The sequence below is a fragment of the Bacillus sp. MM2020_4 genome (assembly GCF_011250555.1).
Classification (GTDB): Bacteria; Bacillota; Bacilli; order Bacillales; family Cytobacillaceae; genus Neobacillus.
The window spans coordinates 212,593-228,953 of the sequence record NZ_JAANMZ010000001.1; the positions used below are offsets into that span (position 1 = coordinate 212,593).

16 protein-coding genes and 1 pseudogene are annotated in these 16,361 nt (G+C 39.3%); all 17 read left to right on the forward strand.

Features of this window, described 5'->3' with window-relative positions:
* The 17 genes and pseudogenes from mraY to G6554_RS01180 all read left to right on the forward strand — a co-directional run bounded on the left by mraY (position 1) and on the right by G6554_RS01180 (position 16,360).
* Entirely contained in the window at positions 1-978 is a 978-nt protein-coding gene (gene mraY, locus G6554_RS01100; protein WP_166237869.1) for a phospho-N-acetylmuramoyl-pentapeptide-transferase, read from the forward strand.
* Positions 979-2,331, forward strand: a complete 1,353-nt coding sequence (murD, locus tag G6554_RS01105) for a UDP-N-acetylmuramoyl-L-alanine--D-glutamate ligase (protein WP_166237871.1) — start codon at positions 979-981, stop codon at positions 2,329-2,331.
* 127 nt (positions 2,332-2,458) lie between these two features.
* On the forward strand, positions 2,459-3,559 hold the full coding sequence (spoVE, locus tag G6554_RS01110; RefSeq protein WP_166237873.1) for a stage V sporulation protein E: 1,101 nt from the start codon (positions 2,459-2,461) through the stop codon (positions 3,557-3,559).
* A gap of 144 nt (positions 3,560-3,703) precedes the next feature.
* The gene (gene murG / locus G6554_RS01115) at positions 3,704-4,798 is read left to right on the forward strand and encodes an undecaprenyldiphospho-muramoylpentapeptide beta-N-acetylglucosaminyltransferase (RefSeq protein ID WP_166237875.1); all 1,095 of its coding nucleotides are present in this window, start codon (positions 3,704-3,706) and stop codon (positions 4,796-4,798) included.
* A 71-nt stretch (positions 4,799-4,869) separates the two neighbouring features.
* The gene (murB, locus tag G6554_RS01120) at positions 4,870-5,796 is read left to right on the forward strand and encodes a UDP-N-acetylmuramate dehydrogenase (protein ID WP_166237877.1); all 927 of its coding nucleotides are present in this window, start codon (positions 4,870-4,872) and stop codon (positions 5,794-5,796) included.
* Positions 5,797-6,021: 225 nt separating this feature from the next.
* Positions 6,022-6,813 carry a cell division protein FtsQ/DivIB gene (locus tag G6554_RS01125; RefSeq protein ID WP_166237880.1) on the forward strand — a complete coding sequence of 264 codons (792 nt, stop codon included), beginning with the start codon at positions 6,022-6,024 and terminating at the stop codon, positions 6,811-6,813.
* On the forward strand, positions 6,788-7,498 hold the full coding sequence (locus tag G6554_RS01130) for a DUF881 domain-containing protein (RefSeq protein WP_242637726.1): 711 nt from the start codon (positions 6,788-6,790) through the stop codon (positions 7,496-7,498). The genes G6554_RS01125 and G6554_RS01130 overlap by 26 nt, the downstream gene beginning before the upstream one ends.
* Before the next feature lie 222 nt (positions 7,499-7,720).
* Positions 7,721-8,452: a DUF881 domain-containing protein gene (locus G6554_RS01135; RefSeq protein WP_166237882.1), complete on the forward strand. Its 732-nt coding sequence runs from the start codon at positions 7,721-7,723 to the stop codon at positions 8,450-8,452.
* Positions 8,452-8,885, forward strand: a pseudogene (locus G6554_RS01140) (small basic family protein). Before G6554_RS01135 ends, G6554_RS01140 begins: the two are co-directional and overlap by 1 nt.
* Positions 8,886-8,936: 51 nt before the next feature.
* Positions 8,937-10,232: a cell division protein FtsA gene (gene ftsA, locus G6554_RS01145; protein ID WP_166237886.1), complete on the forward strand. Its 1,296-nt coding sequence runs from the start codon at positions 8,937-8,939 to the stop codon at positions 10,230-10,232.
* Between the two features lie 36 nt (positions 10,233-10,268).
* A complete protein-coding gene (gene ftsZ / locus G6554_RS01150) occupies positions 10,269-11,417 on the forward strand; it encodes a cell division protein FtsZ (RefSeq protein ID WP_166237888.1) in 1,149 nt (382 codons plus the stop codon).
* Positions 11,418-11,787: 370 nt separating this feature from the next.
* Positions 11,788-12,714, forward strand: coding sequence for a sigma-E processing peptidase SpoIIGA (gene spoIIGA / locus G6554_RS01155; RefSeq protein WP_166237890.1), 927 nt, complete (start codon positions 11,788-11,790; stop codon positions 12,712-12,714).
* A gap of 44 nt (positions 12,715-12,758) precedes the next feature.
* Positions 12,759-13,478, forward strand: a complete 720-nt coding sequence (gene sigE / locus G6554_RS01160) for an RNA polymerase sporulation sigma factor SigE (RefSeq protein WP_007086279.1) — start codon at positions 12,759-12,761, stop codon at positions 13,476-13,478.
* A 160-nt stretch (positions 13,479-13,638) separates the two neighbouring features.
* Positions 13,639-14,418: an RNA polymerase sporulation sigma factor SigG gene (sigG, locus tag G6554_RS01165; RefSeq protein WP_166237892.1), complete on the forward strand. Its 780-nt coding sequence runs from the start codon at positions 13,639-13,641 to the stop codon at positions 14,416-14,418.
* 98 nt (positions 14,419-14,516) lie between these two features.
* Positions 14,517-14,780, forward strand: a complete 264-nt coding sequence (locus G6554_RS01170) for a YlmC/YmxH family sporulation protein (protein WP_166237894.1) — start codon at positions 14,517-14,519, stop codon at positions 14,778-14,780.
* 75 nt (positions 14,781-14,855) lie between these two features.
* On the forward strand, positions 14,856-15,683 hold the full coding sequence (pgeF, locus tag G6554_RS01175; RefSeq protein WP_166237896.1) for a peptidoglycan editing factor PgeF: 828 nt from the start codon (positions 14,856-14,858) through the stop codon (positions 15,681-15,683).
* A complete protein-coding gene (locus G6554_RS01180; RefSeq protein WP_166237898.1) occupies positions 15,683-16,360 on the forward strand; it encodes a YggS family pyridoxal phosphate-dependent enzyme in 678 nt (225 codons plus the stop codon). The genes pgeF and G6554_RS01180 overlap by 1 nt, the downstream gene beginning before the upstream one ends.
* Position 16,361: the final 1 nt, after the last annotated feature.

Genomic DNA, 16,361 nt, shown 5'->3' on the forward strand with positions numbered 1-16,361 from the left:
ATGAAGGAGCAAGTTATTTTTTTCACAATTATCATGGGGTTCCTCATTTCAGTTTTACTTTCTCCCCTTTTTATTCCCTTCTTAAGAAGGTTGAAATTTGGACAAAGCATTCGGGAAGAAGGACCAAAATCACATCAAAAAAAATCAGGCACACCAACAATGGGCGGTGTCATGATTTTATTCTCAATCATCATTACCACTTTGGTCATGATTGGGAAATACTCGGATCAAATTCCGGTTACAGCATTTTTACTTATATTTGTGACATTTGGGTTCGGTTTACTCGGGTTTTTAGATGATTTTATCAAAGTGGTTTTGAAACGAAATCTAGGCCTTACTTCAAGGCAAAAGCTTTTAGGCCAAATTATTATTTCCGTTATCTTTTATTTAATCTATAAACATACAGGACTATCCACAGAAATTAAACTTCCATTTTGGGATTATTCGATTGATTTAGGCTGGTCATATGTATTTTTTATCATCTTCTGGCTTGTGGGATTCTCAAACGCAGTGAACCTTACGGACGGACTGGATGGTTTGGTGTCGGGCACAGCGGCGATTGCTTTTGGAGCATTTGCTGTACTGGCGTGGAACCAAAATAACTTTGAAATTGCTGTTTTCTCGGTTGCTGTAGTTGGTGCAGTCTTAGGGTTTTTGGTTTTTAACGCCCATCCGGCAAAAGTATTTATGGGTGATACAGGATCGCTTGCCCTCGGCGGTGCCATTGCAGGAATTGCCATTTTAACAAAACTTGAGATCCTGCTCATTATTATCGGCGGCGTTTTTGTCATCGAAACATTGTCCGTGATTCTTCAGGTTACTTCTTTCAAGACCACAGGGAAACGAATTTTTCGAATGAGTCCCTTACACCATCATTATGAATTGGTGGGCTGGTCGGAGTGGCGGGTAGTCGTTACATTTTGGAGTGTTGGTTTATTATTTGCGATACTAGGTATCTATATCGAGGTGTGGTTGTAAGTGAGACAGATTGAATCGTATCAACATAAAAAAATTCTAGTGCTTGGATTGGCCAAAAGTGGTGTAACAGCCGCTACTTTGCTACATAAGCTTGGAGCATTTGTAACAGTCAACGATAAAAAGCCATTATCGGAAAATCCCGAAGCACAAGGGTTATTAGGGCAAGGGATTAAGGTGATTTGTGGTGAACATCCAATTGGACTGCTTGATGAGGGATTCGAACTGATTGTAAAAAATCCGGGAATTCCCTATCATAATCCATTGATTGAAGGGGCTATTGAAAAGGGAATCCCTGTCATTACGGAAGTAGAGCTTGCGTATGAAATTTCCGAAGCGCCATTTATTGCTATTACTGGAACGAATGGAAAGACTACTACAACAACACTACTATTTGAAATGTTGAAAACAGGAAAGAAGCAGCCATTAATTGCCGGGAATATTGGGACAGTGGCTTCTGGTGTGGCTGAAGAGGCTACAAAGGATAATACCATTGTCATCGAATTATCCTCATTCCAGTTAATGGGAATCGAATCTTTTAATCCGAAAATTGCAATTATAACAAACCTTTATGATGCACATTTGGATTATCACGGAACACGGCAGGAATACATTCGTGCTAAAGCGAATATTACGAAAAACCAGACAGAGCTGGAATATTTAATCATAAATGCAGACCAAGAAGAAACAATGGAAATCGCACGCCAATCTAAAGCCAATATCATCCCGTTTTCCACAAAGAAAGAATTAATGGAAGGTGCTTTTCTGCGAGATGGCTGGATTATGTTTAATTGTGAAAAAGTAATGAAAATCGATGAAATAGCCTTACCAGGGGTACATAATCTAGAAAATATCTTATCTTCCATGGCTGCAGCTAAACTTTCGGGGGTCGAAAATAACGCAATCCAAGAGGTGCTCAGAACCTTTACTGGTGTCAGGCACCGTTTGCAATATGTTGCTAATGTTAATGGGCGAAGGGTCTATAATGATTCAAAGGCGACAAATAGTTTAGCGACGATCAAGGCGCTGGCTGCGTTTGAAGCACCCGTGATCCTGCTTGCAGGAGGGCTTGATCGCGGTAATGAATTTGATGAATTGCTTCCCTATTTGAAACATGTGAAGGTGTTAGTCACTTTTGGTCAAACTGCCCCTAAGATGGAGCGGATCGGTCGAGAGGCGGGAATAAAAATAATCAACCGTGTCGATAATGTGGAAAAGGCAGTGCCTGAAGCATATCGATACTCCGAATCGGGGGACGTCATATTATTGTCTCCTGCCTGCGCCAGTTGGGATCAATATAAAAGTTTTGAAGTCAGGGGAGACATTTTTATCGAAGCGGTGCATAAGCTTAAATAAGGGCTTGTACAAAGGAAAGCGATAGCGCCTGTAAAGCAGCGGGCGTATAGCCTGGAACTAGATCCTGATCTAGGTTCAGCTTATTATACTTGCTAAGCCCTAAAACTCGTGGTTGAGGTGTATAGCGGTGCCGACAAAGAGAACAACTCCTGATTTTATTTTAATGATTGTCACTTTCACGCTGCTGGCAATAGGGCTCATTATGGTTTACAGCGCGAGTGCAATATGGGCTGAATTTAAATTTGATGATTCCTTTTTCTTTGCTAAAAGGCAAACCTTATTCGCCGGGGTCGGGGTTGCTGCCATGTTTTTTATTATGAACATTAACTATTGGACATGGAGAACTTGGGCCAAAACCATATTAATTGTTTGCTTTGTTTTGTTAGTGCTAGTCTTGATACCTGGTATTGGGAATGTTCGCAATGGCTCAAGAAGCTGGATAGGAGTAGGCGCGTTTTCGATTCAGCCTTCAGAATTTATGAAACTGGCGATGATTGCTTTTCTGGCAAAATACCTTTCAGAGCGGCAAAAGCTAATTACTTCTTTTAAAAAAGGACTTGTCCCTTCGTTGGGCCTTGCTTTTATTGCTTTTGCTATGATCATGCTCCAGCCTGATTTGGGTACAGGAACGGTTATGATGGGAACCTGCGTGGTGATGATATTTATTGCCGGTGCACGCGTCAGACATTTTGCTCTTCTGGGGCTATTGGGTGTTGCTGGGTTTGTCGGCTTAATTGCTTCCGCTCCTTATCGAATAAAGAGGATCACTTCGTTTTTGGATCCCTGGTCAGATCCACTAGGCAGTGGGTTTCAAATAATTCAATCCCTTTATGCAATCGGCCCCGGAGGTTTATTCGGACTTGGTCTTGGTGAAAGCAGGCAGAAGTTCTTTTACTTACCAGAACCACAAACAGACTTTATCTTTGCCATTCTTTCCGAAGAATTAGGGTTTATTGGCGGCTCTTTTATCCTGCTATTGTTCGCACTATTGTTATGGCGTGGAATCCGCATTGCACTTGGGGCTCCAGATTTATATGGTAGCTTTCTTGCTGTGGGAATTATCGCCATGGTGGCCATCCAAGTGATGATAAATATCGGTGTTGTTACCGGACTAATGCCGGTAACTGGTATAACACTGCCATTTTTAAGCTATGGGGGCTCCTCATTAACCTTGATGTTGATGGCTATCGGTGTTCTCCTAAATATTAGCCGTTATTCAAGATATTAAAAATGATACCCTGTTCGGTGGCAGGGTTCTTTTTATTTTTAATCAAAATAGTTCATTACATTTAGGTAACATTCTTTTTTCATTCGCGTTTTTTCTTATGTTTTTATAGTAGAATGTGTTTAGCAACTTTTTAGAGGTGAGAAAATGAAAATAGTAGTTAGCGGTGGCGGGACTGGTGGACATATTTATCCTGCACTCGCACTGATCAGAGAAATTCAAAAAGAGAACAAAGATGCTGAGTTTCTATACATAGGTACAGTAAATGGATTGGAGAGTAAAATCGTTCCTAGGGAAAATATTGCATTTAAATCAATCCATATTACCGGATTTAAGAGAAAGCTTTCCATCGAAAATGTCAAAACGGTTTTTCGTTTTCTAAAAGGTGTGAAGGACAGCAAAAGAATACTAAAAGAATTTAAGCCTGACATTGTTATTGGAACGGGAGGATATGTGTGCGGGCCTGTTGTGTATGCTGCACATAAGCTGCGGATTCCAACAATTATTCATGAGCAAAATAGTGTACCGGGTCTGACCAACAAGTTCTTAAGCCGGTATGTAAATAAAATTGCTATTTGTTTCGAGGAAGCAAAAGCATATTTCCCAAGTGATAAAATTGTTTTCACGGGGAATCCGCGGGCTTCTGAGGTCATTGGCAAGGATGGAATAAAAGGCCGTCTATCAGCAGGTCTTAGCACAACTAAACCTGCTGTCCTCATCTTCGGTGGCAGCCGTGGTGCACGTCCAATCAACGAGTCGGTCGTGAAAGCCTTCGCTGAATTGGCTGAAAAACCCTATCAGATTCTCTATATTACAGGTGACGTCCATTATGAAGATGTCAAGAAGGAAGTAGAATTAGTTGGCAGTCCAAACAATGTAGTGATAAAGCCGTTTATTCACAATATGCCGGAAGTTCTTGCTGGAATTGATTTGGTTGTATCAAGAGCGGGAGCAACTACTCTTGCCGAGATTACTTCACTTGGTATTCCAAGCATACTTGTCCCAAGCCCGTATGTGACAAATAATCATCAAGAAAAAAATGCCCGGTCATTAAGTGATCATGGTGCCGCAGAATTGCTTTTAGAAAAGGATCTAAATAATAAAAGTCTTGTGAATCACATTGATCGAATTCTCCTGAATAAGGATAATTTACAAGACATGAAACTAAAAGCTAAAAAAATGGGTGTCCCGGATTCAGCTAGCAGACTTTACGCAGTAATGAAACAACTTATTAAAAAGTAAAGCAAGGGTAGCCCAAAATATTTTTGTGCATAAACTGAAATAAACGCATCTTGAAAGTAAGGGTGGTAAACATGAACGCAATTTTAACAGAATTGCAAAATTTAAATATTGGGAAAGTGAAACAAAATGAGCCTCTTCTTAATCACACAACAATAAAAATTGGCGGCCCAGCTGATCTTTTTATTGAGCCTTCATCAGTGGAAAATTTAAAACAGGTGATGACCGTGATAAAAAAACACCGTCTTAATTGGCGTGCGATTGGCAGGGGTTCCAACCTATTAGTATCTGACAAAGGGATTGAGGGAGCAGTGATTAAACTCGGTTCTGGTTTAGGTCATCTTGAGGTAAATGGTACCGAGATTACAGTCGGAGGCGGTCACTCCCTTGTCAGCTTATCCACCATAATCAGTAAAAAAGGGCTGACGGGACTTGAATTTGCTAGTGGGATCCCAGGGTCTGTCGGCGGAGCAGTTTATATGAATGCCGGTGCGCATGGCTCAGATATTAGCAAAGTATTAACGAGGGCACATATATTATTTGATGATGGAACGATGGAGTGGCTTTCGAATGAAGAAATGGAGTTCTCCTACAGAACGTCTGTTCTGCAGAAGAAACGACCGGGTATTGTAGTGGAAGCCGTTTTTCAGCTTGCGCTTGGGGAGCGAGCTGTAATAGTTGAAAAAATGCAGCACAATAAAGATTATCGAAAAGATACGCAGCCATGGAATTTTCCTTGTGCAGGCAGTATTTTCAGAAATCCACTGCCAAATTATGCAGGAAAACTAATAGAAGTTGCCGGCTTAAAAGGATTCAGTATTGGCGGGGCAAAAATTTCTGAAATGCATGGCAATTTCATTGTTAATGCCGGAAATGCGACCGCGGGCGATGTACTTGCATTAATCCAGCATGTCAAAGATACCATTTATAGTCTTTATGAAGTGAAAATGGAAACAGAAGTGGAAATAATCGGAAGAAGACAGTCGAGGGCGTCAAATTAAAGTTCCAAAATTTTAGCTTACTTTTCTTGTAAGAAATCCCTTACGAATGACAAATATTGTGTTATAATTACTGATAAACATTATACGCGGAAAAACTAATGGGAACGAATAACGGCATGATTTTTCGTGCCGTTGTTTCTCTTTTTCTAAGGAACCTTTAACTTGTTTTAGTGGACAAGCTTTTAGTAAATTAGGGCAACTGCTTTTTATTTGGAGGAAAAATAAATGGAAAAGGGTAAAATTGTTGCTCTAGAGGATCGAATACCAAAATTAAAGGAGCAAAGGCGGCGAAAGGCAAACAGGAGGCTCGTACTTTTGCTTATTTTATTTTTTACCATGATTGTCGTTGTCGCCTATACTCAATCACCATTGAGTCATGTGAAAAATATTACAGTTAAAGGAAATGAAGTATATTCAGATCGTGAATTAATTAAAATAAGCGGTATTACAAATAATACAAATATTTGGAAAGTAAGTAAAACGGATGTCACTTCAAAGCTTGAACAGTTATCCGAAATTAATAAGGCAAAAATCAACATTCATTGGCCAAACACCATCCTAATTCAGGTTAAAGAACATAAAAGGGTGGCATATCTTAAGCAAGATACAACTTTTTATCCTGTTATGGAAAACGGAAAAATCTTAAAAGATAGAAAAACGGAAATAATCCCAGTTAATTCTCCGATTCTTTTCGAATTCACCGAAGGTAAAGTCCTTAACCAAATGGTAAAAGAGTTAGAAATTCTTCCAAGTGAAATTTTAAACTCCATTTCTGAAATTCATTATTCTCCGAAAAAAACTGATCAGTATCATATTTCCTTATTTATGAATGACGGCTTTGAAGTAAGTGCTACACTTAGAACTTTTTCGGAAAAGATGGTCCATTATCCTTCAATCATTAGCCAATTAGACCCTAGCAAAAAGGGGATCATTGACTTGGAAGTAGGTTCATATTTTAAGGCTTTTGAACCGGAAGTGGAGGAAACAGAAGTTGAAAAAGATAAAGGTGAAGGGTAAGCATTTTATCATGTCCCTTGTCTTCCTTGTTTTGGGATTTATGTTGGCCTTTTCCTATCATCTAACCCAAAAAGAAAATCAAACAAAAAAATGGGACATGTCGGATAATCAATATGAAAAAACCCTGACATTAAGGGATCAATTAATCGCCCAAGAGGAAACGAATCAAAAGCTTCAAAGGGAGTTAAATCAAAAGCAAGAAGAGGTTCTTAAAAATGAAAAGGATCTTTCCAAAGAAGCACAAGTTTTCCTAAACCTAGCTGAAGATGCTGAGAAGTACCGGATGTATCTAGGAAAGGTGAAGGTAAAAGGAAAAGGAGTAAAGATTACTCTTTCTGATGGTGCATATGACCCAAAGGAGAGTAATATAAACAATTATTTAGTTCATGAACATCATGTTTTTAAGGTGGTGAATGAGCTTTATATCTCCGGTGCTGTGGCAATTGCTATAAATGGACAAAGGTTGACGAGTCATTCCTATATTGTTTGTAATGGTCCCGTTATTACGGTTGATGGTGTTCCATATCCTGCACCATTCGTTATTTCTGCAATAGGTGAACCAGATGTTCTCTCGTCCGCATTGAACTTGACCGGAGGAGTAAAGGATCAATTAGTCAATGATAATCTTGTTTTTACACTGGAAAAGATAAATGAAATTGTCCTAAATCCTATTATAAGCAGTTAATCAGTGTCCACAATACTTTAATAATTAGAAGTTTTAATTTCGACTTTGAGAATTGTCTAGCTCCAGCACCCTAGCGGCTAGTGTCCTTCGCTCTCCGCCCTACGATAAGTCAACATCGAATCGCTGACGCTCTTCGTGTTTCCTTTATCTCAGTTGGAGCGCTCCAGGCCATACGCCGCTGACCAGGGCGCTTGCGCTTTTCTATAAGGTTAGGTGAAAAAAGTGGACAAGCCGAAAATGAATATAAGCTTTACTTTAATCGCAACAGTAGTGGGATTCATGATTGCCATTCAATTCCAAACGATAAAAAAACCTGTTGAGCGGGATACACGTGATATTTGGCAGCTCCGCGAGGCATTATTAAAAGAAAAAGAACTTCAATCTGGTTTGCTAAACGAAATTCGTTCGAATGAAGTGAAACTATCAGCCTATGAGTCTAAACGGAATCAAAGTAAGGGACAAGTGTTAAAGGAAACAATAGAAGAATTGAAAACAGAAGCAGGACTTACTGAGGTTTCAGGGCCTGGTATTACTTTACAAATTGAACCTGTTATTGAAAGTGTTCAATTGGGGGCTCCGGTGACAAGAGTCGTTTCTCCTGAGCTGTTAAAAAGATTATTAAATGAAGTAAATATGTATGATGCGAAATATGTCGCAATAGACGGGCAAAGGATCATTAATAGCACCGTGATTAGGGATATTAATGGTGAAACCAAAATTGATGGCCATACAATCAGAAGTTTACCTGTAGAAATAAAAGTTGGTGTAAATGAAATGAATACGGCTGAAAAAATATCTAACCGGATGAAGGTCTCAAAAGCAAGGGATGAATTTTTTACTGAAAACTTAAGACTGAATGTTTCTGCGCCAAATCCATCTATTACTATTCCTGCCTATGACCATTCCATTCGTATAAAGTATATGGAGCCGGTCAAAGAAGGGAGCAATTCCTAATGTGGCTTCCGTTTATGGGACTCGTTCTTGGGATTATTCTGGGGTTATTAACAGAAATTCGCATTCCTGAAGAATATTCCAATTATTTGTCGATTGCTGTCCTTGCGGCATTCGACACGCTTTTCGGTGGAATCAGGGCATACTTGCAAAATATTTATGATGAAAAGGTGTTTGTTTCGGGATTCTTTTTTAATATAATACTTGCTGCAAGTTTAGCTTTTCTCGGTGTTCATCTTGGTGTAGACTTGTATTTAGCAGCAGTTTTTGCATTTGGTGTCAGGTTGTTTCAAAATATTGCCGTCATAAGACGAATATTATTGACGAAATGGTCAACAAACAAAGAAAAAATCGAAAAAAATTGATATTTTTTAAAGGGAAATATGTTGTTGTGACGAATATTTTTATAAGATATTACTATGGAAAATTTTATTGAACAAAATAAATTGTTGTTCAACTCAGGGAGATTAAAAGGAGGTGCCAAAGAATGAACAGCAATGAAATATATGTTAGTCTTGACATCGGTACATCCAGTGTAAAAGTAATCATTGGTGAAATGGTCAATGACTCGGGGAAAGACTCATTAAATATTATCGGTGTTGGCAATGTGAAATCTGAAGGCCTACGAAAAGGATCGATTGTCGACATGGACGACACCGTTCATTCTATAAAGCGGGCAATTGAGCAGGCAGAAAGAATGATTGGGATGGAGATCCGGGAAGTGGTGGTTGGTATTTCAGGGAACAATATCCAACTTCAGCACTGTCATGGTATTGTTGCAGTTTCTAGCCAAAACCGAGAAATTACCAATGAGGATGTCATTCGTGTCATTGAAGCAGCACATGTGGGTTCCATTCCACCGGAAAGAGAAAATATCGGAGTCATTCGAAAGCAATTTATTTTAGACGGTAAGGATGAGATTAATGATCCGCGTGGAATGATCGGTGTCCGTTTAGAAATGGATGGGACACTTATTACCGGATCGAAATCCATTATTATTAACACATTACGCTGTGTAGAACGTGCGGGACTTGAAATTTTAGACATTATTCTGCAACCATTAGCAGCAGGGGATTTCGCCTTATCTAGGGATGAAAAAAATCTCGGTGTTGCCCTTATTGACATTGGCGGGGGCTCTACGACAATAGCTGTGTTTGAAGAAGGATTTTTAAAGGCAACAGGTGTCATTCCTGTTGGCGGAGATCTTCTTACGAATGACCTTTCCAAAGTCTTGCACACTTCCACAGAGGATGCTGAAATAGTCAAGGTTAAATATGGACATGCCTTCTATGACAATGCCTCAGAAGATGAATTCTTCAGTGTTCCAATCATTGGGAGTGACCAGCATCAGCAATTTAATCAGCTCTATGTATCTGAAATTATAGAGGCAAGAATGGAAGAAATCTTTGAATTAATTGCACATGAATTAAAACGTCTAGGTGTTAATGAATTACCAGGTGGTTTTGTCCTAACAGGTGGTACAGCAAAAATGCAGGGTGTCTTGGAACTTGCCCAGGATATGTTTCAAAATCCAGTTCGAATCGCCTCACCAGACTATATTGGTGTAAGAGAACCTCAATACACAACAGCGGTTGGCTTGATAAAATATGCTTACAAGAATACTAGATTACCAGGTGGAACAAATGGTAGTACGTCAGCTGTTACTGAGCCAATCGAAAAAAGGATACCAAAACAACATCAACCTAAAGCAAAAGTAGAAAAACATCCGGAAGATAAGATGTCAACAAAAGTAAAAAAATTCCTTGGTTACTTTTTCGAATAAGTGAAAAGGTAAATCGACGAATTAGGAGGATTTGTCATGTTAGAATTTGATACAAATTTAGATTCTCTTGCAACAATTAAAGTAATTGGGGTTGGCGGAGGCGGTAATAACGCAGTAAATCGAATGATTGAACATGGTGTTCAAGGTGTTGAGTTTATCGCTGTAAACACAGATGCACAAGCCTTAAATCTTTCAAAAGCAGAAGTGAAAATGCAGATTGGTGCGAAGCTGACTCGTGGACTGGGAGCAGGGGCTAATCCGGAGGTAGGTAAAAAAGCTGCCGAAGAAAGTAAGGAACAGATTGAAGAAGCACTTCGTGGTGCTGATATGGTGTTTGTAACGGCAGGAATGGGCGGAGGTACAGGTACTGGAGCAGCACCAGTAATTGCACAAATTGCGCGAGATTTAGGTGCTCTGACTGTTGGTGTTGTTACCCGTCCATTTACTTTTGAAGGTAAAAAGCGGTCAAACCAAGCTTCTGGTGGAATTGGTTCTATGAAAGAAGCCGTCGATACACTTATTGTCATTCCAAATGATCGTCTCCTTGAAATTGTCGATAAAAGCACGCCAATGCTTGAGGCGTTCCGTGAGGCAGATAATGTTCTTCGCCAAGGGGTTCAGGGTATTTCTGATTTAATTGCTACCCCTGGGTTAATTAACCTAGATTTCGCGGATGTAAAAACCATTATGTCTAATAAAGGTTCGGCATTAATGGGAATCGGTGTTGCAGCAGGTGAAAACCGTGCTACTGAGGCTGCCAAAAAAGCTATTAATTCACCTTTGTTAGAAACATCTATTGATGGGGCACAGGGTGTATTAATGAATATTACCGGTGGAGCAAACTTAAGTCTTTATGAGGTGCAAGAAGCTGCTGATATCGTTGCAACTGCAACTGATCAAGAAGTTAATATGATATTCGGTTCGGTTATTAATGAAACATTAAAAGATGAGATCATCGTAACCGTCATTGCAACTGGCTTTAATGAAGAGGTTTCTCAGCCAAAAGTAACCCGTCCGTCTTTCGGGCAGGTAAAACCGACTGGTGGAGCTGGCAACACTGGTACCGTTAAGAGAGAACATAAACGTGAAGAAGCACCGCAGGAACCAGTACGAAACACGAATGCATCCCAAGAGGATGCTCTCGACATTCCAACCTTCTTGAGAAATCGTAATCGCAGACGTTAAAAATAAATATTAATAAACATGCATGGCCCAAAAAGGGTCATGCATTTTTTTATTTTGAGAAATTGCAAAATTCGACTTCGAGAATTGTCCAGCGTCAGCGCCCTAGCGGCTAGTGTCCTTCGCTCTCCGCCCTACGATAAGTCAACATCGAATCGCCTCCGGCTCTTCGTGTTTCCTTTATCTCAGTTGGAGCGCTCCAGGCCATACGCCGCTGACCAGGGCGCTTCCGCTTTTCTATGACAACATCCGATGTTAATAGTGGAAACTTCTGTTTTTTTGATTACAGAAAGTGACACACTTCAGCCCTATAACTACGTTATACTTTTTCGTAAACAGATTAATAGTGCAGTCAATTAAAGGAGGAAGCTGTTTGATTGTCTATTTAGATGTAATCTGGGCTCTAAATTTTTTATTTGATAGCCTTCTACTTTATTTAACAGCTATTTTTCTAAAAAGAAAGGTACGGGTTTGGCGATTGCTTGTAGGGGGCTTTATTGGCTCACTGATCATTTTATTATCGTTTACACCATTAAATGTTTATTCGGGCCATCCTATTTCAAAATTAATTTGTTCCGTTCTAATGGTATTAATAGTTTTTGGGTATAAACGGCTGACTTTTTTCCTGAAGGCACTGATGACACTCTATGTTTCTACCTTTTTAATTGGCGGGGGATTAATGGGGGTCCATTTTTTTATTCAGTATGATGAAGAGTTGACGGTAAATGTTCTAAAAGGATTTGGTGACCCGGTTAGTTGGCTTTTTGTCTTAGTTGGCTTTCCAGTTGCATGGCACTTCGGCAGAAAAAATATTGAAACGATGGAGATGACAAAAATTCAATACGAACAAATTGTCACTGTGAGATTGAAGCTGGGAAGTGAAAGCTTGTTATTTAAGGGTTTAGTGGATAGCGGTAATCAGCTATATGATCCTCTATCTAAAATGCCAGTGATGTTTGTCTCTATCAAAAATCAATTGGATGCTGTACCGAAACCAATCGGGGATATCGCATTGGATCCTGAATCATTTATTATGGGAAACCTGCTTTTACCCGATGAATGGCAAAATAGACTGAGAATCGTTCCCTGCCGAGTGGTTGGAAAAGAACATCAGCTTATACTGGCTATAAAACCCGATTGTATTTTAATCGAACATAACGAGGATCAATTTGTATGTGAAAAGGGGCTTGTATCCTTCACGCTGCAGCAGCTTTCATCCGATGATGCTTTTGAATGTATAGTCCATCCGAAAATGCTGACGGGACCAAAGCTGCAAGGTGAGTCTGTGAAAGTAAGTTAATAATACTATACTCAGTAAAACATATTTTAGAAGGAGGAACATGCATGAAAAAATGGAGACTTCGCCTATCTTACTATTGGTATAAGTTGTTAATTAAGCTGGGCATCAAAACGGATGAAGTTTATTATATTGGCGGAAGCGAAGCCCTGCCGCCTCCTTTAAGTAAGGACGAGGAAGAAATGTTATTAAAAAAGCTGCCTGTCGGTGATAAGGCAGCTCGTTCAATCTTAATTGAACGAAATCTTAGGCTTGTTGTTTACATTGCCAGAAAGTTTGAAAATACAGGTATTAATATAGAGGATCTCATCAGCATCGGAACCATTGGTTTAATTAAGGCTGTGAATACCTTTAACCCGGAGAAGAAAATAAAACTTGCTACATACGCTTCAAGATGTATTGAAAATGAAATTCTTATGTACTTACGGCGTAATAATAAAATTAGATCAGAGGTTTCCTTTGATGAACCATTAAACATTGATTGGGATGGAAATGAACTGTTGTTATCAGATGTACTTGGAACCGATGATGATATTATCACAAAGGACCTGGAAGCTAATGTGGATAGGAAGCTATTGTCCAAAGCATTACACCAGCTGACCGACCGTGAAAAGCAAATTATGGAGCTCAGATTTGGTCTGACGAATGGTGAAGAAAAGACCCAAAAAGATGTGGCTGACATGCTTGGTATTTCCCAATCATATATTTCAAGATTAGAAAAAAGAATCATTAAAAGATTACGAAAAGAATTTAACAAAATGGTGTAGGAAAGAAATTTTTTTCCAGCATTAAAACCATTGTTATTCATGATTAAATCGCATTTTTCGACAAATACCCACCCTTCCTTCAGTGGAGACAGGTGCATATTTTTCCTTCTCAAGGAGATACTGTTTTTTGTACAGCAGCTCCTGTGAGGAGGGAAAAGGATTGACTCGAAATAAAGTCGAAATTTGCGGTGTAGACACATCAAAACTTCCTGTTTTAAAAAACGAAGAAATGAGAATACTCTTCAAGCAAATGCAAGAGGGCGATATAACTGCCAGGGAAAAGCTTGTCAACGGAAATTTACGTCTCGTATTAAGTGTGATTCAGCGGTTTAACAACCGAGGCGAGTTTGTTGATGACCTATTTCAGGTTGGTTGTATTGGACTAATGAAATCGATTGATAACTTCGATTTAGGTCAAAACGTAAAGTTTTCTACTTATGCCGTACCAATGATTATTGGAGAAATTCGAAGGTACTTACGTGATAATAACCCGATTCGCGTTTCACGTTCTTTGAGGGATATCGCCTATAAGGCACTTCAAGTCAGGGAACGTTTAATGAGCGAAACCTCACGTGAACCAACTGCTGAAGAAATTGCCAAGGTCTTGGAAGTCCCCCATGAAGAAATCGTATTTGCACTCGATGCCATACAGGATCCAGTGTCACTGTTTGAACCGATTTATAATGATGGCGGCGACCCTATTTACGTCATGGACCAATTAAGCGATGAGAAAAATAAAGATATTCATTGGATTGAAGAAATTGCCTTAAAAGAAGGCATGCGGAGATTAAATGAACGTGAAAAGTTAATTTTACGGAAGCGGTTTTTTCAAGGAAAAACACAAATGGAAGTGGCAGATGAAATTGGAATCTCCCAAGCCCAGGTATCCCGCCTTGAAAAAGCTGCCATTAAACAAATGAATAAAAATATACAAAGTTAAAGCTGTCCATGCCGGGCAGCTTTATTTTTCTGTATTAAAGATAAAATTACATCTGCCCACATATAGTTATGATAGTAATGTAATTGGGAGTGGTGCAGGTGGTTAAAATTTCAGAATTTCAGATAAAAGATGTCGTCAATGTATCTGATGGAAAAAGGCTGGGGAATATTGGGGATATTGAAATCAATTTAACGACCGGAAAAATTGAAGCGGTCGTCATCTCAGGCAACGGCAGAGTATTGGGCTTTTTCGGGAAAGATGAAGACATTGTCATTCCCTGGAAAAACATTATTAAAATTGGTCAGGATGTCATTTTGGTAAGGTATAAGGGCGGAGTAGAGCACATATCCGAGGAGGTATAAAGATCCTAGATGTACTTTACGGTGAACATTTTTTCATTTCATGGTAAACTATAGAAAAATAGAAGAGGTATGGACATGGAACCCTTTGTTTTAAAAAATCAGTCCATTTTAACCATTGAAAGCTGGTGCCGGCAATTTCCGGAATTAGTTACCGGGTTCACTACTAAAAGAGGCGGTTTCAGTACTGGAGACTATAAGTCCCTTAACCTTGGTTTTCATGTGGATGACGATGCATTAAATGTTTGTTCAAATAGAGAAAAAGTGGCTGAATTACTTAAGTTCCCATTAAATTCTTGGGTTGGTGCAGAGCAAATCCATGATAGTATTTTGAAAAAAGTAACGAAAGCAGATCGAGGCAAAGGATCCAATTCCTATGATAATTCCTTTAAAGGTACAGATGGACTTTATACGGATGAAGAGGGTGTCCTGCTAACACTTTGCTTTGCTGACTGCGTCCCTCTTTTTTTTATTGCTCCTGAAAAAAAGATGATCGGTATCGCACATGCAGGCTGGAAGGGAACGGTTGGACAAATAGCTAAGAAAATGGTCATGGCCTGGACCCGGGAAGGAATTCAATCAAACCGGATTTTTGTCGCAATTGGTCCATCTATTTGTGAAAAATGTTATATTGTTGATAAGTATGTTATGAACTTTGTAGAAAAATCACTAGAAGATGGCGGCGTATTGCCCTATAATTTACTTAGCGAGGGGCAATTTTCGTTAAATTTACGTGAATTGAATAGGCAAATTCTTTTGGCAGCGGGTGTACCGGATGAGAATATTTCTATCACAGAACTATGCTCTAGCTGTAATCGTGAGGAATTTTTCTCACACCGCCGCGACCATGGTAGTACTGGAAGAATGCTTAGTTTTATTGGCTGGAAGGAGACTTCGGATCTTTAATGAAAGTAACTGATAATCTGAAAACAATTCGTCAACAAATAAATGATGCATGTCATAAGGTGCATCGGGGTACCGATGAAGTGAAATTAATTGCCGTTACGAAATATGTCAGCATAGAAAGAGCAAGGGAAGCGCTTGAAGCAGGAATAAGAAATCTGGGAGAAAACCGTGATGAGGGACTGCTTGAAAAGTGGGAAGTATTACAGGACAAGCCGAAATGGCATTATATAGGGACACTTCAAACCCGTAAGGTGAAAAATGTCATTGATAAGGTAGATTATATTCATTCTTTGGATCGGCTATCACTTGCTGAAGAAATTAATAAACGAGCTAATAAAATGATAAAATGTCTGGTTCAGGTCAATGTATCCGGTGAAGAATCAAAGCACGGCTTATCTGAAGTAGAGGCAATTTCCTTTATTGAATCATTGCGCCCATACGAAAATATTAGTGTGGTAGGTTTAATGACAATGGCACCTTTCACGAATGATGAACAGATCCTAAGGGGCTGTTTTCGAAAACTAAGAGAACTTCGTGATCAAGTTCAATCCTTACAGTTAGATTTTGCACCCTGCATAGAGCTGTCAATGGGAATGTCCAATGATTTTACCATTGCTATTGAAGAAGGGGCAACAATGGTTAGAATAGGGACAGCACTTGTCGGTGAAGATGGTTAGG